The organism is Nostoc sp. DSM 114159 (genome assembly GCF_053470285.1).
Genome location: NZ_JBPFEH010000001.1, coordinates 2504036 through 2526831, shown reverse-complemented (window position 1 = coordinate 2526831; position 22796 = coordinate 2504036). Strand labels below are relative to the sequence as shown.

General features: G+C 41.3%; 22 protein-coding genes and 4 pseudogenes. 10 read left to right on the top strand and 16 right to left on the bottom strand.

Translation table 11 applies throughout. The annotated features are described in order from the left end of the window. Positions 1-41: 41 nt before the first annotated feature. The 4 genes and pseudogenes from ACR5KR_RS10455 to ACR5KR_RS10440 all read left to right on the top strand — a co-directional run. A complete protein-coding gene (locus ACR5KR_RS10455) occupies positions 42-281 on the top strand; it encodes a hypothetical protein (protein ID WP_445626649.1) in 240 nt (79 codons plus the stop codon). Continuing rightward, positions 262-321, top strand: a pseudogene (locus ACR5KR_RS10450) (hypothetical protein); the annotation flags it as partial. The gene ACR5KR_RS10455 and the pseudogene ACR5KR_RS10450, both read left to right, overlap by 20 nt. A 66-nt stretch (positions 322-387) precedes the next feature. Further along, positions 388-579, top strand: a pseudogene (locus tag ACR5KR_RS10445) (AAA family ATPase); the annotation flags it as partial. Between the two features lie 64 nt (positions 580-643). Further along, a pseudogene (locus tag ACR5KR_RS10440) lies at positions 644-811 on the top strand (hypothetical protein); the annotation flags it as partial. Positions 812-853: 42 nt separating this feature from the next. On the opposite strand, the gene ACR5KR_RS10435 reads toward ACR5KR_RS10440, so the two are convergent. The 9 genes and pseudogenes from ACR5KR_RS10435 to ACR5KR_RS10395 all read right to left on the bottom strand — a co-directional run bounded on the left by ACR5KR_RS10435 (position 854) and on the right by ACR5KR_RS10395 (position 9804). Then, positions 854-1045: a hypothetical protein gene (locus ACR5KR_RS10435; RefSeq protein ID WP_445626650.1), complete on the bottom strand. Its 192-nt coding sequence runs from the start codon at positions 1043-1045 to the stop codon at positions 854-856. Beyond that, positions 1029-1148 (bottom strand): annotated as a pseudogene (locus ACR5KR_RS10430) (reverse transcriptase N-terminal domain-containing protein); the annotation flags it as partial. The pseudogene ACR5KR_RS10430 and the gene ACR5KR_RS10435, both read right to left, overlap by 17 nt. Before the next feature lie 415 nt (positions 1149-1563). After that, on the bottom strand, positions 1564-2616 hold the full coding sequence (locus tag ACR5KR_RS10425) for a saccharopine dehydrogenase family protein (RefSeq protein ID WP_448266460.1): 1053 nt from the start codon (positions 2614-2616) through the stop codon (positions 1564-1566). 19 nt (positions 2617-2635) lie between these two features. Continuing rightward, positions 2636-2941, bottom strand: coding sequence for a putative quinol monooxygenase (locus tag ACR5KR_RS10420; RefSeq protein ID WP_445626652.1), 306 nt, complete (start codon positions 2939-2941; stop codon positions 2636-2638). Positions 2942-3217: 276 nt separating this feature from the next. Beyond that, on the bottom strand, positions 3218-4858 hold the full coding sequence (locus tag ACR5KR_RS10415) for a lipoxygenase family protein (RefSeq protein WP_448266459.1): 1641 nt from the start codon (positions 4856-4858) through the stop codon (positions 3218-3220). Positions 4859-4930: 72 nt separating this feature from the next. Further along, a complete protein-coding gene (locus ACR5KR_RS10410; protein WP_448266458.1) occupies positions 4931-6364 on the bottom strand; it encodes a c-type cytochrome in 1434 nt (477 codons plus the stop codon). 89 nt (positions 6365-6453) lie between these two features. After that, positions 6454-6864: a hypothetical protein gene (locus tag ACR5KR_RS10405; protein ID WP_445626655.1), complete on the bottom strand. Its 411-nt coding sequence runs from the start codon at positions 6862-6864 to the stop codon at positions 6454-6456. 12 nt (positions 6865-6876) lie between these two features. Continuing rightward, complete coding sequence (locus ACR5KR_RS10400; protein WP_445626656.1) at positions 6877-8343, bottom strand: c-type cytochrome; 1467 nt, start codon at positions 8341-8343, stop codon at positions 6877-6879. Positions 8344-8409: 66 nt separating this feature from the next. Then, positions 8410-9804: an NADH:flavin oxidoreductase gene (locus tag ACR5KR_RS10395; RefSeq protein ID WP_445626657.1), complete on the bottom strand. Its 1395-nt coding sequence runs from the start codon at positions 9802-9804 to the stop codon at positions 8410-8412. A 676-nt stretch (positions 9805-10480) separates the two neighbouring features. Here ACR5KR_RS10395 and ACR5KR_RS10390 point away from each other — a divergent pair. The 3 genes from ACR5KR_RS10390 to ACR5KR_RS10380 all read left to right on the top strand — a co-directional run bounded on the left by ACR5KR_RS10390 (position 10481) and on the right by ACR5KR_RS10380 (position 15047). Further along, positions 10481-12490, top strand: a complete 2010-nt coding sequence (locus tag ACR5KR_RS10390; RefSeq protein WP_448266457.1) for a hypothetical protein — start codon at positions 10481-10483, stop codon at positions 12488-12490. Positions 12491-12649: 159 nt separating this feature from the next. Beyond that, positions 12650-14122 carry a lipase family alpha/beta hydrolase gene (locus ACR5KR_RS10385; protein ID WP_448266456.1) on the top strand — a complete coding sequence of 491 codons (1473 nt, stop codon included), beginning with the start codon at positions 12650-12652 and terminating at the stop codon, positions 14120-14122. A gap of 133 nt (positions 14123-14255) precedes the next feature. Next, complete coding sequence (locus tag ACR5KR_RS10380; protein ID WP_448266454.1) at positions 14256-15047, top strand: SDR family NAD(P)-dependent oxidoreductase; 792 nt, start codon at positions 14256-14258, stop codon at positions 15045-15047. A gap of 229 nt (positions 15048-15276) precedes the next feature. Here the strand turns inward: ACR5KR_RS10380 and radC are convergent, their stop codons facing one another. From radC to ACR5KR_RS10360, 4 genes are read right to left on the bottom strand one after another with little or no spacing between them, the layout of a single operon-like run. Then, positions 15277-16008, bottom strand: a complete 732-nt coding sequence (gene radC / locus ACR5KR_RS10375) for a RadC family protein (protein WP_448266453.1) — start codon at positions 16006-16008, stop codon at positions 15277-15279. 1 nt (position 16009) lies between these two features. After that, entirely contained in the window at positions 16010-16159 is a 150-nt protein-coding gene (locus tag ACR5KR_RS10370) for a hypothetical protein (RefSeq protein ID WP_448266452.1), read from the bottom strand. Further along, a complete protein-coding gene (locus ACR5KR_RS10365) occupies positions 16152-16568 on the bottom strand; it encodes a helix-turn-helix domain-containing protein (RefSeq protein WP_448266451.1) in 417 nt (138 codons plus the stop codon). Before ACR5KR_RS10365 ends, ACR5KR_RS10370 begins: the two co-directional genes overlap by 8 nt. Beyond that, positions 16549-16851 (bottom strand): type II toxin-antitoxin system HigB family toxin, encoded by a 303-nt coding sequence (locus ACR5KR_RS10360; protein WP_448266450.1) that lies wholly within the window; start codon positions 16849-16851, stop codon positions 16549-16551. Before ACR5KR_RS10360 ends, ACR5KR_RS10365 begins: the two co-directional genes overlap by 20 nt. Positions 16852-17065: 214 nt before the next feature. On the opposite strand from ACR5KR_RS10360, the gene ACR5KR_RS10355 reads away from it, so the two are divergent. Together ACR5KR_RS10355 and ACR5KR_RS10350 are read left to right on the top strand one after the other, a co-directional pair. Then, a complete protein-coding gene (locus ACR5KR_RS10355) occupies positions 17066-17632 on the top strand; it encodes a hypothetical protein (RefSeq protein WP_448266449.1) in 567 nt (188 codons plus the stop codon). 46 nt (positions 17633-17678) lie between these two features. Beyond that, positions 17679-18254: a hypothetical protein gene (locus ACR5KR_RS10350; RefSeq protein ID WP_448266448.1), complete on the top strand. Its 576-nt coding sequence runs from the start codon at positions 17679-17681 to the stop codon at positions 18252-18254. Positions 18255-18470: 216 nt separating this feature from the next. On the opposite strand, the gene ACR5KR_RS10345 is transcribed toward ACR5KR_RS10350, so the two are convergent. Beyond that, positions 18471-19409, bottom strand: coding sequence for a phosphoribulokinase (locus ACR5KR_RS10345; protein WP_445632137.1), 939 nt, complete (start codon positions 19407-19409; stop codon positions 18471-18473). A 371-nt stretch (positions 19410-19780) separates the two neighbouring features. Further along, positions 19781-20215, bottom strand: coding sequence for a CoA-binding protein (locus tag ACR5KR_RS10340; RefSeq protein WP_445626663.1), 435 nt, complete (start codon positions 20213-20215; stop codon positions 19781-19783). Positions 20216-20642: 427 nt separating this feature from the next. On the opposite strand from ACR5KR_RS10340, the gene ACR5KR_RS10335 reads away from it, so the two are divergent. Then, positions 20643-21305 carry a class I SAM-dependent methyltransferase gene (locus ACR5KR_RS10335; protein ID WP_448266447.1) on the top strand — a complete coding sequence of 221 codons (663 nt, stop codon included), beginning with the start codon at positions 20643-20645 and terminating at the stop codon, positions 21303-21305. 124 nt (positions 21306-21429) lie between these two features. Here the strand turns inward: ACR5KR_RS10335 and aroA are convergent, their stop codons facing one another. After that, complete coding sequence (gene aroA, locus ACR5KR_RS10330; RefSeq protein WP_445626665.1) at positions 21430-22710, bottom strand: 3-phosphoshikimate 1-carboxyvinyltransferase; 1281 nt, start codon at positions 22708-22710, stop codon at positions 21430-21432. Positions 22711-22796: the final 86 nt, after the last annotated feature.

The window sequence follows — 22796 nt, the reverse complement described above, 5'->3', positions numbered from 1 at the left end:
AGTTTTGATAGAAAAAACCAGCAAATAAGCACGCACAACCAATGACTAGTTCAATTAACCAACAAATCTTACTCAAAAGCCGTCCGATTGGAGAACCGAAAGAAAGCGACTTCGCCCTTGTCGAAACACCAATTCCAGAACCAGGGGAAGGCGAAGTTCTTAATCGGACGATCTGTCTGTCCCTTGACCCTTATATGCGCGATCGCTCATACGACCGCGAGTCTTATGCTGCTCCAGTAGAACTGGGGTCTGGGGTCTGTGATGGTCGGTGGCACAGTTAGCCAAGTGATGAAATCTAACCATCCCCAATTTTCAACCGGAGATTTTATGCTTGGTTATGACGGCTGGCAAGCCTATGGCATATCGAAAGGGCGTTGTTGCATGAATAGGGAAAATGGTAAATTTTACCTATCGCCTATGTTCTCTCGCCGCCTAGCCCAGTATGATTATATTTTGATTGATTGCCCGCCTTCTCTAGGAATTCTAAGCATTATGAGCTTAGTCGCTGCTTCACACGTTATTATTCCTGTTGAAACACAATACAAGTGCTATCTCGGCACCAACCAACTGCTAGAAACGACAACATAAGAAACCCCGGAATGGAGAATTAAGTGCAGAGCAAAAAGCCGAAAATAAAGTTTTTTCTAGTAATCGGATTTTTGTTGAACATCTGATTCGACTCCTCAAGGTTTTTCGGATAGCTTCTGAGAGATTTCGACTTCATTGTGATACCTACGAACAGATAATCCAGCACTTTCGGCAGAAATTGTACCGTTATGGAGTTCAACTAAGTGACGGGCGATCGCGCTAACCGCCTATGCCTCAGACGTTGCTCGGCAGCGGACACTGCAAGTCAGATTTCAAGCTCACCTGACCAAACCTGTCGAGCCAGAAGAGCTAGTAAGGGCGATCGCAAGCTTGCTGGAATGCAACTAACTTTCTGGCTTAGGCATCCAACTAGCGATGTTCGAGCGTTTTCGCAAAATGCTAAATGTGGATATAATTGTGGCAGCTTTCGTGGACGGCTATAAGGTTGTTTTGCCATCAATTCCTGGAGTCTTTTTCCCAGCGTTAAGCTGTGATACTTGACGGATTGCCAGTAATCTCGCTGAGGTGGATTTCAGAATGCTTGTTTGCAGTTTCGTTGCAATTATTGTGGTTTGGGCCGCAATTATTGTGGTTTTGAGACCACCTCTAGTTGCAATTTATTGTGGTTTCAAATTTGCCTTGATTGCAGTTTTGATGATTTATGTTTGCAGTTCGCCACACATAATGGTAACAGTCGTAGCAATAATTGTGATGCGGGCAGTTGGTATTTACATTCTCAGCAAATTGAGTACTAGCATCACCAAATCGGAAATTTTTTACCAAAACAAACTATCCTCTGGACTGAAAAAGATATCAAACCTATTCATGAATTGCCCCAGAGCGCGTATAGTTCCAATTTGAAAAAAGAATGCAACACATAGACCATTTGTAGAGACGCGATGAATCGCGTCTTTACCCAAGGATGTGTTGCAATCATCAATTGAATTGGTATTTAGTTTCGCGTCAGTCCTAATTTTACTCGAACCCAATAACTCCCGGAATTTCAAGGACAAAATCTGCCCCATATACAGATGCAGGAGTCTGGAATCCTACCTTAACTTCGCCTTTAATTACCCGTTTGATAACTGCTACAGCCGCCAATGCCGTAAAATCGTATGCTTCCGGCCCTAAGAGTTTTGCACTTACTTGTTGACCAGTTTCATCCTCAGCAATACCAATTACTCTAACTTGCCCCTTGGCTCGTTCTGCTGCCGTTGGCCCAGTGGGTAGAGTTTTAATTAAACTTGCTAAAGCACTTTGGAATAAAGACGAGTTAAATAACCATTCCAAATACTGGCTCAACTCCATCAGGAAGCGCACGGGATTAGGAAATACGGTATAAACCTCAATATTGGGAATACCCGTAGTCTGAAACGCAGTAATAATATCAGCACGCCAAGGGTTTGTTACTGCTGTCACGGGTCCATAACCAAAATCAACTTTACGTCTTTTCGATGCTGGACGAGATGGGATGAGCTTACCTGCTTCTCGGACTACCCCGATATGATGTAAAGTTGGCAGTACTGTATTTGCAGTTCCCTGAGATACACCGCCCACTGTTTCATAGATTAAAATCAGTCGCGTTGCAACTGCTAACTTATCTTTGAGGTAAGCAGCTACACAATCAGTAGGGACAACTCCAAATCCCACACCAGGGAGAAGCATTATCCCTGCACTTTTAGCCTCAGCATTTCGTGCTTGTAGCGCCTGAAATTCAGGTACTTCGCCAGCTATGTCTAAATAGTGAGTTTTAGTTTGGAGGCAAGCATCGACAAGTGGCTTTGAGGTTTTGGAGAAAGGCCCAGAGCAGTTGATGACAGCAATTATATCCTCAAGAGAGAGAGCGAGCGATCGCGGATCGTCTAAGCCAAAAACCCGAAAGTCCAAACTTAATTCATTGGCTACAGCTGCTAGTGAACTTTGATTGCGTCCAGCTAAAATTAATTCCAGTCCGTTATTTTTAGCAGATTCAGCAATGAGTTTTCCAGCATAGCCAGTTGCACCATACAATAACACCCTTGATGTCATTCTTATCACCAGCTAGGAATTAATTGTTCGCAATCTGCTGCCATAACCTGACTTCAGGTGGTTCAACCAAAAATTGTCCTGACTTTTCGTTCAAAGCTTTAATATACGGCTGCTCTAAGTGTTGAGCCAAAATTTCTTGGCTGACCCAGTTTTCATGCAACAGAAACAAAGATGGCTCTTCAACAGATTGATGTAAATCGTAATTAATACAACCTTCTTCTGCAAGTGTAAGAGCTATTACAGGTTGAAATTCCTGTTTGAATCCCTCCTCCAAACCTGGCTTTACTTTTAATCGAGCGGTGACTGTTACTTGCTGATTTGACATTGTTATACCTCTTTTTTCTGAGATTAATTCAACGGGCCGCCTTCAAGATTCTCCAATTTCAGCGAAGAAAAGTTTTGGATCGAAGTGTCCCCAATTCCTAATTCCCAATCCAATACAGTTCGGTTAAGGTTTTTGATGAAAATTCTAGCTCGCTAAACCCCCATCTCTAAAAAAATGATTGTAGAGACGGCGATTCATCGCGTCTGATGATTGTAGAGACGGCGATTCATCGCGTCTCTTGCCTTAACCAAAAAGTATTGATTCGCAATCCCCAGTTCAAGTATTAATGCTATTAATAATTTCCGAAGGTTTGAAGTAGTTATAAGGTATGGGACGAGTTTGATTTCTAATATCTATTTGCCGTTCTATTTCATGCAAGTTCTGTTGAAATTGCACCACAATTTCTTGCGCCAAGGGATCGGCAAATTCCTCATCATAAAAACCCAATTTGTCATAGTGGTACGATGTTAAAATCTCAGTCCACATCACCTGATCGGCAGCTTGTTTAAAGGGAGGAAGTATCTTCATGATAGTTTCCAAGTCCACACCCTTAGTTTCTGGAATTGGGTGGTAGGCTGCATAGGGCATATTGGGTACAAAAGCCATATATTCGTACTGAGAAAAATTCAAAGCAGAGTGTAGAGGAGCGCAAGTGAATACTACCACACTGATGATTTCAATCAGTTGTTCTAGAGTCTCAATCTTGGCTGGCATTCCCTTGACTCTACCACCATCTTGAGCTACTAATTCTCTAGCCCAATTTTGCAACTCATAGTCGTCACTGATATCCTGTGAGGTTTGGTAATAGAGTTGCAAGTATTCAGCCACAAACTTTTCGACGGCATTCCAAATTAATATACCATCGTCCCGGAAAGGAAAGTGCGGTAGAAGTTCTGGGTCATCCGTTCCGCGACTTTTTATTAACCGAGGGAAGGTAAATTTTTCAACACTCCATTCTTCATAAACCTTCGCCACAAATCCAAGAGACTCCGTTAATGAACCTGCCATAAACTCATCAACCGGGCCTCCAGGCTGTAAAAACTGAGTGCGTCCTAAATCGTTATCAAATAGCATGAAACGGAAGTGGGGTTTTAACAGTAAAGCGATGGGATGATTTTCTGCTAGTTGTCGCGCAGTAACAATCGCGAACGGAGCCATAACTGCATGGGTATAGGCGAAATGACTACCCAATTCTTGATGGTTGCCATCAGCAATTTGAACGCAGGTTTTTGCCAAAAACCAATCTAAATGGGGGTCATCTGGTGTATAAATTACGCTTTTTGCGCCAGAGTCATGATTAATCTGAATCGCAACAGGTACTAGAGAACCACCATTAGAACTATCATTACTTTGCCAGTAAAATAGAGCTTGTGGCTTGGGAAGGTACTTTTTAACATTCTCGTAGACACCACCTTTAATCTCAGATAACAAAGGATAATCTAAGAAATACAGCTTACCTTCCTTGAGGGCTTTTTCTAAAGTAAATTCTGTTCCTGCAACCTTCTGAAAATGTGCATCTGTGACAGCAAAATTCTCAGGTAATACATCAATTTTTTGGATAGCTAATGGGTTCGCTCCAGAGAGTCGTTGTTCTGCAAAACAAGAGTCTGTTTTGTAATTTTTTATGACATCGGGTTTTGGTAGGAGTGACAAAAGTTCTTCATATTCTTCCAATTCATCTAGTGGGTCTAAGAAGTTTCTGGCTTTGGCAGCTAGCATATTTGGCGCAAGAGTTGCCATACTTGCCAAACGTTTAGCAGTATATTCCGCCGAGAATATTTCCTTATGAGGAACTTTATCAATTACTGGTAGAGGAGCTAGATAATCGTAATTAAATTTGTACTCTTCTCGATTTTTATCTAGCCAATTGATTCGGACATTAACATCAGGGTCTTTTTGTGGTAAATATGGTTTCACGATGATCTCCAATTCGGTTTTTGAGCGATTGCTAGTAAATGATTAACGTCAGGATTTAGCAAACAAACTTCATTACAGAGTTTTCAGATATTCAATCAAAGCTTTTTTATTCTCATCAGATAAATCAGTGCCATAAATATGTCCCTGATTGGAATTAGCAGTTACCTTGGTATCGTATTTAAAACCTATAGTTTTGGCTTCATCTCCTTCAGTAATAAAACCAACTTTTTTCGGGTCGTAGACATCATATCCCCGATAGAAAACTTGAGGACGATTCTCTGGTTTTTCTAACAAATCTTGTAGAGATGGGACTGAACCATTGTGTAAATATGGCGCTCTTAACCATAATCCATCTAGGGAAACAGATACATAGCCATTGGTTTTGCGTAAGTTTTTGAAGTCCCAAGGATAGCCATCACCAAAATGATTGTAAGTATCTGCTCCTTCTTGCGTCCACATATCTAACCGATGGCGGTCAGTTCCCACTTCTTCCACAGGGATAACAGTACCCGTTCTTTCCCCACCAAAAGCGTGACAAGATGCACAAGTATTAGCAAAAATTTGGCTTCCTTTTGCAGCCACTTGCTCATCAATCGCAAATGGATATTTAGGAGGTGGTAGTTCTTGAATAAAATCTTCTACTCGTTGTAAATCTGCTACAGGAAGTGATTTTTTAGTAGCACCATCACCAATTGCTCCAGTTTGAACAGTTTCTGTTAGTGAAGTTTCTAACCCATCCCAATGGAGTGCAAACCCTTTGTGCATCTTTTGATTCCAAAGAGGCATCATATCAGAGTTGCCAATAGTGTTATCTTTGGGCAACTTTAAAGTATTGAATTTAACTGGATTAAAAGGATCAATTCGACCAGGGCCCCAGTTAGGACGAGAATCTGTCCAACTATAGTCTTCTTTTTGTTGCAGCAGTGCTTTCTTAGTTTGAGGAATTAGCAGATAGCGATAAAGTAAATTTTCTAGCCAAGAAAGGTTGTAATTATATTTGATTTCGTCAAGGATATAATCTGCTGTAAATCTGGCATCACCAGCAGTTGCACTCAAAAATCGTAAATAGCCTTGTGAATCAAACTTATTAGCAGGAGCAGCGGCCACAATTGTGGGTTTATCTTTCTCTGTTGTTCTATAGGTAGCAGTATGGCAAACAGCGCAAGTTATACCGACACGAGGGAAGCCAATGGTTTTTTTCGTAAACCCAACTGGCATTTCTTTACCCTCTTCCCATGTGATTCCCAAGGAAGTATAACCACCTGCTCCTGGTAATTTATCAGGGAATATTCGTGGTAATACCAGCCAAATCCAATAGGGAACACCTTGCGCTTCTTCTGTGCCAATAGAACCATATTTAAAGTGTTCTTCAGACGATTCATAATATGTGGGAACCTCTCGAAAAAGGTTGTACCATCCCACATACCCAACTACACCAGCTAAAAGAACCACAATTAAAACAATGCTTGTGATTACCCTACCTATTTTATTTTTGAGTATTGTCATGGCACTTTTTTGCTCCTTTGCAGAAGAATCTGTTTGTAGTGCAGGAAATATACCCACACTAGACTAGGGATAAAATTAGGAGAATTGCTTCACTGGAATTGCAGCGATTGCATTTTGCTACGCATTGCTAAGGTCAGAAGAATTAGTTCCGTTAATCCAAAAAACAGGTCTACAAAGGCAATGGATAAAAATCCTTTATCTTGCCCAAAGAAAAGTACTGCACAAATGAAAAATGTTGAACCAAAAGCTCTTGAAGGAAATATTGATATCCAGGCAGTTGCCTGATATCGGTACGGGTCAAGTGCCCCAGGAATATAAAATGCACTAATAATAAACAACAGCATTCCCGCAGCGCGAACCCAGATAATTGGCTCTGGTATATGCATTTTAAGGAACGTCAGCATTAATTCTGGAAAGAAGCAAGAAGGAATGACAAAAAGCATATTAACAATAATGCCAACCCAAGTAACACGACTAAACCATTTAGCGTAATTATTCATTTTTTTCTCCTTTTAAAGCTTTTTCATGTACTCAACTAGTGCATTTTTATCTTCTGTAGGAAGATCGGTACCATATAAATGACCGCTGTTACTATTTCCAGGTTTTGTAGTATCGAACTTAAAGTATTGCTTACCGTTTTCTACACCGACATCGGATACAAAGCCAACTTTTGCTCTATCAATCACATCGTAGCCACGATAGAATTCTTTAGGTCTATTTTCTGGTGTTTCTAGTAAATCCCGTAAGGTCGGAACTGAGCCATTGTGCAGATAAGGACTACGCAACCAAACACCATCAAGTGGCATATTTGCATAGCCATTCGTCTTGCGGAAATTTTTAAAGCGCCACGGATACCCTGTATACAGAGTATTTTGGTTAGACATCGTTTTGTAGGTATATGAGTCAAGACGATGAGGGTCTGTACCAATTTCTTGAATTGGGACAACTTTGCCTGTATATGCACCACCAAAAGCGTGACAACTAGCACAATTGCTTTCAAAAAGCTGTTCTCCCTTCGCTGCTGTAGTTTCGTTCACTTCGTAGGGATATTTTGGTGGTGGTAGTTCCCATAACCAATCAGCAACTCTCTGAATTCGAGGCAAATCAATTGTTGTCGGAGTAACTCCAGCGCCTAAAGCTGCACTCTTATTTCGTTCATCAACTGAAGTGTTATTACCATCCCAATGTAACTGCAATCCCTCACGGGGTTTTTGATTCCAAACTGAGGGAAAATCAGAAGTACCAATCAGTTCATCCTCACGCAATTTATCCATTGGGAAATGGAATTGAATTGCTTTATAAGGATTAAAAGTATCTACTCTTCCTGGCCCCCAATCTGGTTGTTTTTCAACAAACTTAAGTCGAGATGCCTGATTAATTAGTGCATCTCTGGTTTGAGGAATTGCAATGAAGCGATAAAGTAATTTTTCAATGGGATTAAGACCACCACTGATTTTTTCAATTTCTGGCAACATCCGGTTAGCAGTAAAGCGCTCATCTACACCAACTGTTGATAAGAATTTGATATATCCCTGCAAATTAACTACATTCGCAGGCATTGCCGTGATGACTTGATGTTCGCTATTAGGGGTATTTCGCAGCGTTCCTGTATGGCATACAGCACAATTCAACCCAACTCGGTCGATAAAGACTCGCCGTTGCGAAAAACCTATAGGTAAATCTTTGTCAGCTTCTTTGATAAATCCCAGAGAAGTATAATCTTTTCCAGGTAATTTATCTGGGAATAATTCGGGTAAAACTTTCCAAATCCAGTAAGGGATGCCATTGACCGGTTCGCTACCGATTGAACCATATTTAAAATGGTTTTCAATATCAGCATAATCCACTGGGGAGTTGGACAAAACAGGCCAAAGGAAAAATACTGCTACTGCTACAATACCTACAATTACAACCCAAATCCGCTGGAAGATTCCCTTGATTGAGGTTGGAAGTAGGGTAGGGTTTGTTTGTTCAGTCATGAAACACTCCCCATATTTTCGAGATTATTTGTAAGCGAAATTGTCGATGCGATACGCATCGCTTTTTTATCTAGATAAATTTGCAAACTGAGTTTCATGAAAGACTGACATTACTTCTTCCATCATCTCCTCATAGCTATTGAAGCGATCCTGCTCGTAACAACCCAAGGGATTTTCAATGACATTTAGCAGACATTTATTGCAATAAGTACAGGGTTTATCTGCCAAGTCTTTACCTGCTTGAAAAGATTTAACTAAGTCATTATTAGCAATTAGGGTACGAGCCATTGTCACCCCATCACAATAATGTTCGCTAATTGCCTGACGAATATAAGAAGCTTGCTGTAAACCACCTGTACATAATACCGGAATATTAACGTGCTTTTTAATTTCTCTGGAATCTAGTAAGTTTCTACCTTGGTTCTCTATTAGTAGCTGCTTGATTTTAGGGTCTTTTACATCGTCACCACTAAATGCTTGAGGAGGCAATTGCTTTTTCACGCGATTCCATAAAAAACTAAACAGTGGATGCAAAAATGCTTTGCGAAATAAAATGTAGTTGCGTGTAGTTTCGACACCACTTGACAACATGGAATCATAGGTTTTAGTAATGATATCGAAATTAAAATCACCAATGGGATTGAGTGGGTGAGGAAATAAGCTACCAGTTGACACATGCACGGCATCAGCCCCAGCTTCTTCTGCCCATTGACAAACTTGGATAGAATCTTCTATGGTATTACCTGGTTTTTCCCAAAAGGTGACGGCGTTGTTATAGTCAACGGCACTAATTTTGAATTGCAGATGAAAGTCGTTGCCTACTTCTTTGCGGATTGCTCTAATTACATCTAGCAAAAACCGCGCTCGATTCTCTAATGAACCACCATATTCATCTTGACGGTCGTTAATTCCAGAACTGAGAAATTGATTAAAAAGATATCCATTAGCACTGTGCAATTCCACCCCGTCCAAACCTGCTTCACGGGCACGTCTAGCACCATCGGCAAAATATTGAATTGTTTCTTTAATCTCTGTTAGTGTCATCGCTTGACACAAAAAGCCGTGGAATGGCTCAGTTTGGCTAGTGGAACTTAAGGCTTTTTTTCCTAAGTTTTCTACACCACCAATATCTTGCTGTCGCCCTGAATGACTTAATTGCAAAATAAATTTACAGTCATATTCGTGGACTCTTTCTCCTACTTTTCGCCAAAATGGAATGCGCTCATCACAGTTAATGGTGGCGTAATTGGGCATAATTCGTCCCCGGATGGCGACTGGGACAAAGGAACTAATAATCGCTCCTACACCACCACGAGCAAACTTTTCTTCCCAGTTGATTCGGGCTTGAGTACCTGAACCATCATAGTTATCCCATCTGCCAGAAATACTAGAGCGAAATATCCGATTTTTTACTGTGAGATTACGGAATCTCAATGGCTCAAATATAATATCGTTTTCCATGTGTTTCTCTGTGTTTCTCTGTTGTTTCGGCAATAAAATTACATATCGAAATTATTCGTAGCGCTAACAGTCTCGCCAGAGAACTATTATTTCTAGTGTCTCTGGGAGAGCAGTTTTTTATGTCTACAAATCTACAGTGGAAGTTTTCGGATGGGAGCGCTAAATATTAAGTTTTTGTTACTTAAATTTACTTAACCAGTTTCAGCATGGATATTTATCCTTATTGGTTTTTACAGTTATATAAAGACTTTTGCAATTTGTAAACCTACGGTATTTACAGAGCAATTCTTAAAAAAAGTCAAAATTTCCGTCTTTTATTTTTCTTAAAAGGTTAAGGCAACCTTAAAAGTAACTAAAAGTAGCTGCTAACAATTTGTTACAAACCTAACCAAGTAGGTAGGAAATCGATATAACCATAGCAAATTGGTTATTGAAGACCATTGTAAATTTACAAATTTTTAAAGTTTTGATTGAGAAATGTATAAAAGTTTATTGATGACGTTTTACAAATTTGTGTAGTAACTTCATATATAACGAACCTCAGTAAGGTACATTAATCATCAAAATATCCCAAGACTAAATCTGGAAAATGGGAAATTGGTGATGAAGCATTAGTGTACCTCTGCAAATGTGAGGTGCAATGGAAAAGGTTTAGGTGTTATAACCAGAGAGTTTTATGAAAAAGACAAGTCTAATTTTTAAGGGCTGTCTGCTCCTCCTATTCGTGACTGTGTTTATAGTCTGCGGCTTTTATGGAACGCCTACAGCTCTAGCCGATGAGTATAGTGAAATACCTACGTCCATAAGTACCGAGTATTCAGATACGGGTGTATCTGAATATCCTGATAACTGCGAGGGTATCGGTTATCTCCCAGAGTACACAAAGGAGAATTTGACAGATGCCGAGAAACGGGGTCGTTGCACTTGGTACTTATGGACTGGCGGTAATTCTAAGTACTATCGCGATTTAGCCAAGCGAACGCATGGTGGTGTCGATCTGTTAAAGCTGATTGACTCGCGCGTGCATGACGAGCGATTGCAACGTTATGGTGCAATTAACGATCCTGGATGTGAAAAGGCGACAGCACCAGATGAATACGGTTTGTGGCTAGATAAATGTAAAGATCCGCTCTCAACTGGCGTTATTGGGTTGCGTAAGTTCCAAAACCCCAACTTCGACTCGACAAAATGGAACCCTGTTGAATATGCCAAAACTTCACAAGTTGAGCCTCCATACGTAATCGGGCAGTCCTGCGCCATCTGTCACGTAGCATTAAATCCCCTCAATCCACCCAAAGACAAGGAACATCCAAGATGGGAAAATTTGGTACCAGCATTGGGTAATCAGTACATCAAGGAAAACAAATTATTTGGAAGCAGCGTTGCGGATAATAGTTTTATTAAGCAAGTACTTGACTCTCAAAAACCTGGTACATCTGATACTTCTCGGATTGCCACCGATCATATTAACAATCCGAATGCGATTAATGCCATTTTTAATTTAGGCGATCGCCCCAAATATCCAGAGGTAATGAACGATGGTTCAACCAAGGATGTTAATCATATTCTCAAGGATGGTGCGGACTCTACAGGAGTGGCAAATGCCTCACTACGCGTTTACGTCAACATTGGGATGTGCGGCGATTACTGGACAAGTCTCCATGAGCCTTTATTAGGCAGAACTCCCCAAAAACCTTTTGATATCGAAAAAGCGCGGAAGGAGTGCGAAGGCTGGAGACAGACAGAAGCACGCATGGCTGATGCCGAAGCATTCTTAAAAACCATCAAGCCGATGCACCTGAAAGATGCACCAGATGGTGAAAAGTTCTTGACTAAAGATGAAGAAGTTCTCAAACGTGGCAAGCTAGTTTTTGCCAGCACTTGTGCTAGTTGCCATTCCAGCAAAAAGCCACCTGCTGCGATCGCAGCTGACCCCGAACAGGCTCAAAAATGGTACGAAGAGTCTGTACTCAGTAGTAATTTCCTCGACCACAACTTCTTGTCTGATGACCAGCGTTATCCAGTTACTTTAATTGGTACTAATGCGGCGCGATCGCTAGGGACAAATGCCGCTAAGGGGCATATTTGGGATCAGTTCTCCTCGAAGACGTTCAAAGAACTGCCATCACCAGGGACTTTGACGTTGTACAACCCCTTCGATCGGGAAAAACCCATCGAATTTAAGATACCTGATGGCGGTTTGGGATATTACCGTACACCTTCACTAGTGAGCATTTGGGCAACAGCACCACTTCTTCACAACAACACACTAGGACTTTACAACGAAGATCCTTCAGTGAAAGGACGTGTAGAAGCCTATACGGATGCGATGGAAAAGCTGCTGTGGCCTGAAAAGCGTGAGGGAATTATCAGCAGAACATCTCAAGATACTAAATTAGAGCTTCCCCCAGGAGATCCGAATCCGAGATTTAAGCTTCCTGTTCCTAAAGGTACACCTGTGAATTTGCTGGCAAGCATCAATATGAGAGAAGCGATTACATCTCTCAATCTCGGCAACCTTTTTCAAGACTTGAAACCAGGCGGTGGAATTAAGGGTAAATTGGCACGCGTACTTTTAAGAGCCAACAAATCTCCTGACTTTGTAGAAGATGAGGGTCATTATTTTGGCTCAAATCTCCCAGATGAAGACAAGAAAGCCCTAATTGAGTTCGTGAAAACTTTCTAAGTACAGCTCCCATGTAATATCGTAGTGTTTTAAACGCAGAGAATTCGCTACGAATTAATAAAATGTTTGTACTAAGACAACTTGTCTTGATATTCTGCACTCGTTTCCAGGTTGAATCTGGGAACGAGAAAAAATATTGATTAAATAGCAAGGATATATATGCAGTATTTACCAATCGTCTTCGTTCGTGGATATGCAGGTACACAAAAAGACGTTGAGCAAACAGTCAACGATCCATTTTATGGATTCAATAGTGGTTCAACTCATATTCGAGTAGATGAGAAGGAAAATCCTCAGAAGTTTTTTTTCGAGAGTCCATTGCTGCGGCTAATGACCGATCATGGTTATCAACCGATTGTTGATAATCAGAATGTGAGCAATCAAATTAAAAGATTGTCCGATCGACTTCATAAAACTATTTGGATCTATCGATTTTATGATATATCTACACCTAGCTTTGGCTCCTCAAGTGTAGTCCGGCAGGAGATGGAGGAGATAGCTAAGGGTTTAAGAGACTTGATCCAGAATGTCAAAAAAACGACGGGTGCTGATAAAATTTATCTGGTTGCCCACTCAATGGGCGGCCTTGTTTGTCGCAGTTTGATTGAAAAGATTTATCCAGAACAAGGCGAGCAAGCTGGCGATAGCATTGACAAATTCTTTACCTACGCTACACCTCATGGCGGTATTTATTTTGAGGTCGGGGGTGGCTTAATTGAAAATCTTAGGGACAGGTTTCAATTGAATAATTCTGATGACTTTGGCCCTCAGCGGATGTACCAGTATTTAACACCTAATATTAAACCAACAGCTGAGTTACCCGATAACTTTCAGCTACAACAATTACAAAGTATAGATCCTGCATTTTCGCCAAGCCGCGTTTTTTCTCTAATCGGCACGAATGCACATGATTATGAAGAAGCTTTTGGTCTTTCACGCAATCTTGTTGGAGTGAAAAGTGATGGTCTAGTTCAGATTGATAAAGCTTATATCCTTGGATCTCATCGTGCTTATGTTCATCGCTCTCATGGTGGGCCTTATGGCATATTGAACTCCGAAGAAGGTTATCAAAACCTGCAACGATTTTTGTTTGGTGATATCCAGGTAAAACTCTCTTTGAGCAATGTTGAGTTAAAAGACCTGGACAAAAACTTTTATCAACTGGAAACTAGAGTGGCTTTGCGTGGTCTTCCTATTCCAATATATGAGCAAGCGATCGCTCATTATTGCCCAATTACACAAGAGTTAACCCGAACAGATAAACCTATTCCGCTATTTACAGCTTTCTTAATCCCCAGAAACTCAGTCAATGATGATAATACCTGTAGATATGCCCTGCGTTTAGCACTGCATTCCTTTACAAAACAAGAGACGAATTGGTTACGCGACCATCATCTCGACCAAGTACCTTTGTGGTCTGACTATCTAATTACTGATGTTGCCGAATCAAATAGCACTTATGAGGCTAAATACAGTTGGAATTCTGAAGAAAAAGAGCCAGTAACAAAATTAAATCCGACTTCAGAATCTAGTTCAGATGTATATGTTGCGTATGTTTCTTTACCTGAACGCGGTCAAAAAGTTTTAGGAACAAATGCAGCAGTTCGCTTGGAAATTTCCCAATGGCAATGAAGGGAGCAGGGGGCAGGGAGCAGGGAGCAGGGAGCAGGGGGAGCAGGGGGCAGGGAGCAGGGGAGAATAATAAATAACAAATGACAAATGACAAATGACAAATGACAAATAACAAATAACAAAAGGAAAAATTATGCAGACTAATCGCAAACAAACGGCTCTTATTACTGGTGCATCTGGCGGCATCGGTTATGAATTTGTAAAATTATTTGCTCAAGATGGTTACAATCTTGTGTTGGTAGCTAGAAGCCTGGAAAAGCTGAATAAAATTGCCGATGAATTGAAAAAGAAATTTGGCATTGATGTCAAAGTTATTTCCAAGGATTTGTCTAACCCATCAGCCCCAGAAGAAATTTTCGCTGAGCTAGAACAAGCATCGATTAATGTTGATGTGTTGGTGAACAATGCCGGGTTTGCTACCTACGGATTATTTAATGAAATTGACCTGAATGCTGAAATGCAATTGCTACAAGTCAATATCTTATGTCTGACACATTTAACCAAGTTATTTCTCAAAGGTATGGTTAAACGGGGGTCTGGAAAAATATTAAACCTGGCTTCCACGGCTGCTTTTCAACCGGGCCCGCTGATGGCAGTATACTACGCTAGTAAAGCTTATGTCTTATCATTTTCAGAAGCGATCGCAAATGAATTAGAAGGTACAGGCGTTTCTGTAACGGCGCTTTGTCCAGGGCCTACCGAATCTGGTTTTCAACAAAGAGCCGCAATGGAAGACTCAAAGCTAGTAAGCGGTCAAAAAATTATGACTGCGGAAACAGTAGCCGAAATCGGCTATCGTGGTCTATTTGAAAACAAAACTGTTGTCGTTCCTGGAATTAAAAATAAGTTACTTGCTGAATCTGTAAGATTTACTCCCAGAAAGCTAGTGACTAAACTAGTTAGAAGTATGCAGGAAAGTAAGTAATAAGTAGGTCGGCGTAAATAATTAAAGCAGGGGGAAGAGGACTTAGAGACAAGGAGAATTGGGGACAAGGGGAAAGACTTGTTGCAAGTTCTCACCTTTCGTCCCCTTATCCCCCTGTCCCCCTTGTCTCCCTTGTCCCCCCTGCCCCTCTGCCCCCCTGCCCCTCGTTCACTGAGCGTAGCCGTTCGCGGAGCGTCTCGCAGAGAAGTGCTGCTCCCCTGCTTTTTCACTAATCCCCCTGTGGATGCTCATCCCACAAGGTTGTCAGTTCCCGTAAACTTTGATGATTGCCATTGCCCAAAATCAGATGATCTAGTACCGGAATGCCCAAAAGCTGCGCCCCTGCTAATAACTGACGCGTCAATTCTATATCTTCCTGGCTGGGTTCAAGGTTCCCAGAAGGATGGTTGTGGGCAACTATTACCCGCGTTGCGCCTTGACGAATAACTTCTCGAAAAATATCACGGGGAGAGGCTAGGGTTTCGGTTGCAGTGCCAATGGTAATTACTTGCGTACCCAATAAGCGATTCTTGACATCTAATAACACCACTGCAAAACGTTCTTGTATCTGCCACATTAAATCTTGGCTGAGGGTAGCAGCAGCAGCGAGTGGGCTATCAATTAATGTGCCATCATTGGGACGTGATTGAAAGGCACGTTTACCCAATTCAATTGCTGCTAAGATACTTGTCGCCTTCGCCGGGCCAACACCAGAAATTTGCATCAATTCAGCAGGGCTAACTTCTCGCAGAACTATTAAAGGATCGCGTTGGTGTTTGGCTAATTCGCTCAAGATATATTGTCCCAAACCCACAGCAGATAGTTTTCCTGGCCCTTGACCAGTGCCTAAAAGAATTGCGATTAACTCCGCTGTGGCTAAAATTTTTGCACCATGCGTCATTAATCGCTCACGCGGACGCTCATTTGTAGGTAAGTCGGCAATTCTGAGGCAATAGGTCATATTAAACTAAGAAAATAGCACCACACATCGAACTATCCTTAGTTATCCCTCGTTTGCTCTCAAAATCATCTTTATTTGAGAAAATCTTTAATTTTACCCGCCTGCCGTAGGCGATCGCACTTCCACAAGCAACCAATAACAAGTTACTCAAGATTATTTGGGAAGAAAGCAGCAGGTGAAATATGAAAAAATTTCGCCAGTTCTTCAATGTGTCTAGTTGTTAATTTACGCTGCTTTTTCAATATGGCCGATATAATAGATTCTGTTTTGAAAATGGGTACTAAATCTTTTTGAAGTAGCCCATTTTCTTCTATCAAAACCTGAAGTAAATCTATTCCAGAAATATCAGGCACAGGCTCTTGTGTTTGTTCAAACTCGTAAACTAGAGTGCCTAAAATATTAAGATAATCTTTTTCATCTAATGTTAGCGGAGCGCTATCTATCAAAGAATTAATAACTTTTTGAGTAGCAAATAACTCATCCTCAGTCTTGATAGGACGAGGAGGAAATGCTTGCAGCAATTCAATGTAGGTAGGACGTTTATTTAAACCAAGGGTCATTTTTCCATTTATCTGTATCGTACTCTGTATGAGTTAATACGTTGCGAATAAATACTTTTTGACTTTGATAGTCAATATAGGTAATAAGGCGATACTTGTTTCCTTGAATATTAAAAACTGTAAGCTCACCTACTGGATCGGCAGAGTTAAAAGCTTGACGAACTTCAAGTATACTTTGCCACTTGGCTAATTTTGCAACTTTGTTCCAACCACGTAAACTAGATTCAGCATCGGGATACTTTTGATAAAAAAGTTTTAGTGCTGTATTGGAAATAATATGCATAATAAATGAATTTTTTCAAAATAAAGCTCATAATAATGTCTCTCGAAGTGTCAAATCGTAGTTATTCAAACTTAGCAATTTGCTAAGTTGATGTCAAGAGTTTAATGATTAGGTTTTTCGCTTTACCCCTAACGACAGTAGACTTTCAGTGAAAATATGCTTGTTACCAAGTTTAATAAGTGCAATTATGTACCTGCTGCCATAGGCGATCGCTATGTTCGATGATTTATTCAACAATCTCAAAGGTTTTATTGACGCTAAACTTCAAGAAGTCGGTAACGATCTGCAAAAACGCTTCGGCGTTCCCGAACCCGCAGAGCCATTTGTGCTGATTCGTCGATTCACACCTGCCGATTCCACAGTGACAAAGGGATGTATTGCAATTGTCGGAGAAAGCTGGCAAATTGAAGCTTATGACGATAATAATCAGAGCTTTTTTACGAATAGTGCAGATCCTTTGCGAAATGTCATCTTGTTTGAAGTTGCAGAACCCGATGTCCAAGAGTGTGTTTTTACTTGTCAATTTAATGCCAAAGCGCTAAACACAGAAAAACCAATTAAAGTTAGCTTAGGTTTTCAAAGAACGGGACAATGGGGCGGAAGAGCCACAACATCATGGTTTACAGAAGTTTTACTAACGGAAGATTTTCAGCCTTACGAAGTGCGTGCCCATTTTAAAAAAGAAGCAGATGTTGCCACAGTTCAAATCAGTGTGCAATTTGAGAGTAGTGGCATTCTTCAAATTAAAAATATTGAATTGTTGCAAGCGTCTGTAAAGTAACAATCATAAGCAATACTTGAAATTTAAGTAATTAGCAAAGTACGCTATGTTTGACGAGCTATTCAACAATTTGACAAGTTTTATTCTCTCTAAAGCTAAGGAAACCCTTAAGGAGCTAGAAAAACCCTTTGCTATTCCCGAACCCGCAGAGCCATTTGTATTGATTCGTCGATTCACATCTGCCGATTCCATAGTGACACAAGGAGGCATTGCAATTGTTGGAGAAAGTTGGCAAATTGAAGCTTATGACGATAATAGTCAGCGCTTTCTAACTAATAGTACAGATCCTTTGCGAAAAGTCATCTTGTTTGAAGTTGCAGAACCCGATGTCCAAGAGTGTGTTCTTGCTTGTCACTTTAATGCGAAAGCGCTAAACACAGAAGAATCAATTGCAGTAAGTTTGGGTGTAGCTAGACCACCAGAATCGAGCGGAATGAGAGCAATTTCATGGGGTACAGGAGTTTCACCAACGGAAAATTTTCAGCCTTACAAAGTGCGTGCCTATTTTAAAAAAGAAGCGAATGCTTCCAAGATTCAAATAGGCGTGCAATTTGAGAGTAGTGGCATTCTTCAAATTAAAGATATTGAATTGCTGCAAGCCCCTGTCAAGTCACAATTATGAGCATCTAAGTTTAGAATCACAATTATATTACTTTGTCAAGATAGTTTTGAGGGTTTGTAGTAAGCACTTTAGTGCTTAGAAGATAAGGACTTTAGTCCTTACTATGAACTTGCTTACCATCAATTAAAATTTGACAGATTAATAGTACGCTCGCATAATTTAATAGCCCAACACACACGCGATCGCAAACCATTTAAACCCCTTTCTTTTCGCTAATTACTGATGAATTTGCGTTGCTTTGAGCATGTGGTAGGTAATGATCAACTGAGTCAAAGCCAGAGGATAACTTTGCAGTGTTTCTCCAGTTGTACCAGCAATTTTACCCAGTTCTGGGTTACTTTCGCGATCGCAAATACTTCTTAAATGGGGCATATCAGAACAAATAATATGCTCTAGCTTATTCACCTGGTCTAAGGTGGCATGACCATCAACTTCTAAGACATCTACAGGCTTACTCATATCCCTGTCTAACCCTAGACGGATCGCTGAGTCAGAATTACCATAGCCAGAGTTGACAATCTGGGTAAAATCTGGGTGCGGAATTGTTGGACGAAGTACCAAACGTACATTCAGGTGTCCATTGGTTTCATCATCTTCCCCAGTGGGTGGATAAAAACTAATGACTATATCAGACCATTGTCGCTGCGGACGGATAAACTCTGCTGAGTCTGGTTCGCGCTTTTCTAATTCTGCTAGCACCTGTTCATCTGTGTAGCCGCGCTTTTGGGTATCCCGCTTGACTTTCCACTTTCTGCGTAGTTCTTCAGGGGGTGCAAGGTAAACTTTCACATCGTAGGAATCACGAGCACCACGGGTAGAATAACCGAGTAACCCCTCAATGATTACGAATTTATTGGGCTTGATATACTGCGGTGGCTCGAATGTGCCGGTTTTATGGCTGTAAACTGGCTTAAGAATTGGTTGTCCTGTACGTAGCAGCGACAGATGTTGCTGCATAATATCTAAATGATTGCAATCGGGGTGGAGAGCAGTGATGCCAATTTCTGCACGTTGTTGGCGATCGTAACGGTGATAATCATCTGTACAAATGAGCGTGACATTTTCTGGGCCGAGTACCTGAGCGATTCCTCGCGTTAGCGTTGTTTTACCAGCCGCGCTGTCACCGACAATACCAAGAATTATTGGACGGCTCATCATAACCTCCCACAATAAAAACAACTTTAGTAATAAAATTACCTACAATAGTTTTTATTCTAGAAGGGTTTAAGCAAGTAACTCAAACAAACACTTGGTATGCAATATCTCTACACATACATAGAATAGACCTCTTGCAAAAAGCACTTTTGCAAGAGGGGGAAAAGGGTAAAGGTTAAAGGGGAAAGGGACTTTTGCAGAACCTTTTCCCCCGCCCCTTATCCCCAGAGGGGACCCCACCTTCCCCTTTTCCCTTTTCCCGACAAATGCCAAGAAGTCTAATGTTTGTGAGATGCCTACGGCGGTAAATTACGCTTTTTGCATAAGAATTACAATCTAAATGATTGTTAGAATATCTGTAGGCATAAAAACTAAATATTCCCTGTTAATCCTACTCTCAGCCGCAGATATTCAATTTTGATACAAGCATCCATAACCACATTAAGTCCTGCATCTATAGCTTTTTGTGCTGATGGTTGATGCCAGATACCCAGTTGTGTCCACACAGTTTTAGCAGTGATGGAAATTGCTTCATCTACAATTTCTGGCAAGTACTCAGAACGACGAAACACGTTAACAATATCCACAGGTTCGGGTAATTCTTGGAGTGCAGCATAACTGGGTTGACCGTCAATTTCTTTAATTTGCGGGTTGACGGCATAAACTGTATAGCCTTTGTGCCGCAAGAATTGGGCGATTTGATAACTGGTGCGTTCGCGTTTATCAGAGTGACCCACAACAGCGATGATTTTGGCTTGGGTCAACACCTCGCGCAGAGCGTTATCATCTTCTTTAAGGTTTGGCATGATTTAAAATATCCTGAGCGTAGGCGTAGCCCGTTGTAGACATCGTTTTGTTTATCATACTGAGTTGCATTTAAATATAATTTTGGCTTTAAAAAAATCATTTACGAATATCAAAGACTCGTCTACGAGTAAAAAAGATTCGTCCACGAGTATCAAAGACTCGCCCACGAGTATCAAAGACTCGTCCATGAGTATCAAAGACTCGTCCACGAGTAAAAAAGACTCGTCCACGAGTAAAAAAGACTCATCCACGAGTAAAAAAGATTCGTCCACGAGTATCAAAGACTCGTCCACGAGTATCAAAGACTCATCCACGAGTAAAAAAGACTCATTCACGAGTATTAAAGACTCGTCCACGAGTATTAAAAACTCATTCGCTATTCTCCATGCCCAATGCCCAATCCCTAATGCCCAATCCCCAATTTCCATGACAACTAAAACACTAGGACTCGAACAAAACCTCCACGACTATTTACTGTCAGTCTCTCTTCGAGAACCGGAAATTTTAACCCAACTCAGACACGAAACAGCCCAGTATCCCATAGGTAGAATGCAAATTGCTCCCGAACAAGGGCAGTTTTTGGCATTACTGGTGCAGTTGCTAGGAGCTAAGAAAACTTTAGAAATTGGGGTATTTACAGGTTATAGTTCCCTGGTGGTGGCATTGGCGTTACCGAATGACGGTAAAGTAGTAGCCTGCGATATTAGTGAGGAATTTACCACGATCGCTAGACGTTATTGGCAACAAGCTGGAGTGGCGGATAAAATTCAACTGCATATTGCCCCAGCTTTGCAGACTTTGGATCGGTTACTGGAAACAGGAGAAGGAGAAACTTTTGATTTTGTCTTCATCGATGCAGATAAGAGCAACTATGATGGCTATTATGAGCGATCGCTGCAATTAGTGCGTCCGGGGGGATTGATTGCGATCGATAATGTTCTCTGGTCAGGTAGGGTTGCCGACCCCGAAGTGCAAGATAATAGAACTAAAAGAATTCGTGCCTTTAATCAAAAACTGCATCAAGACCAGCGAGTTAGTCTTAGTGTAGTAGCGATCGCCGATGGCTTAACTCTGGCATTGAAAAAGTAATACCAATAAAAAAAAGAATGCGACAAATACACCATTTCTTGTAGAGACGCGATTCATCGCGTCTTCACCCAAGAATGTATTGCAATCATTAATTGAATTGGTATGCGTTTAGCGAAAATAGCTCTTATTGCTCTAACATTTGGGAAAATCGGGTAAAGTAATCTGGAAAAGTCTTGGCTGTGCAACCAGGATCTTTAATTACAATCCCTGGAACCTTCAAGCCAGTGACAGCAAAAGCCATCGCCATTCGATGATCGTGATAAGTTTCAATCGCTGCTGGGGTGATTGGGCCAGGCTCAATTTTCAGTCTATCTGCGAATTCTTCAACTTCAACTCCTAGCCGCCGCAACTCTGTAACCACAGCTTTAATTCGGTCGGTTTCTTTATATCGAATATGTTCCACGTTACGAATGGTAATTGGTGAACTGGCGAAGGGGGCGATCGCTCCTAATGTTTGCACTAAATCCGAGATATCATTCATATCAATGTCGATGCCTTGCAATTGCTTCGGCCCCGTCACTTCGGTGTAATCATCCGCATCCTTAATTTCGCAACCCATCTGTTCTAAAACATTCAGCCAGAGAATATCACCTTGACAAGATTGTTTGGTCAAATGTTTTACCCGCACCCGTCCACCCGTGACAGCAGCGGCGGCAAAAAAGTAAGAAGCATTTGACGCATCGGGTTCGACTGTGTAATGTCGAGCTTGGTAACGTTGACCTGCTTTAATCTGAAACTTATTATCGCCAATTTGCATCACCTCCACGCCAAAATCTGCCATCAGACGACAGGTCATTTTCACGTAAGACTGAGAAACCAGCGTACCTTCAACCTCAACAATTGTGTCTTGTTGAGCATAAGGCGCAATCATCAGTAATGCCGAAAGTTGCTGACTTGTTTGGTTTGCTTTCAAGCGAAAATTTCCGCCAGCGAATTGCCGACTATAGACGGTGTAGGGCATAAACCCTGAGTGTCCTTCAAAGTTAACAGTTGCTCCACCCGTTTGCAGTACCGTCAACAAGTCGCCCATCGGTCGTTCTCGCATCCGGGGAACGCCATCGAGGCGATATTCACCATTCCCCAGTGCCACCAGCGCCGAAATAAAGCGTGCTGCTGTACCTGCCAAACCCACAAATAAATCTGCCTGTTTAGCTGGAATTTCGCCTCCTCTTCCCGCCACTTGAATTTGCGCCAGTTGAGGATTCAAAGTAATGGGAATGCCCAATTGCTCTACACATTTAGCAAAATACTCGCTGTCTTCACTAAATAAGGCATTTTCTAAAATGGAGTCACCTTGCGCCAAAGCTGCGACAAGCAACGCCCGATTGGTAAGACTTTTAGAACCAGGAATTTCTACCGTGGCATCCACTGGCCGATTTAGAGCAGGAATTGCAATGGTATCCACTTTAAACCTCTACGTAGGCAGTTAGCTACAACTTTATAATATTCCCATATCTTGAGCAAAAGGAGCAGGGGAGTAGGGAGTGTGAG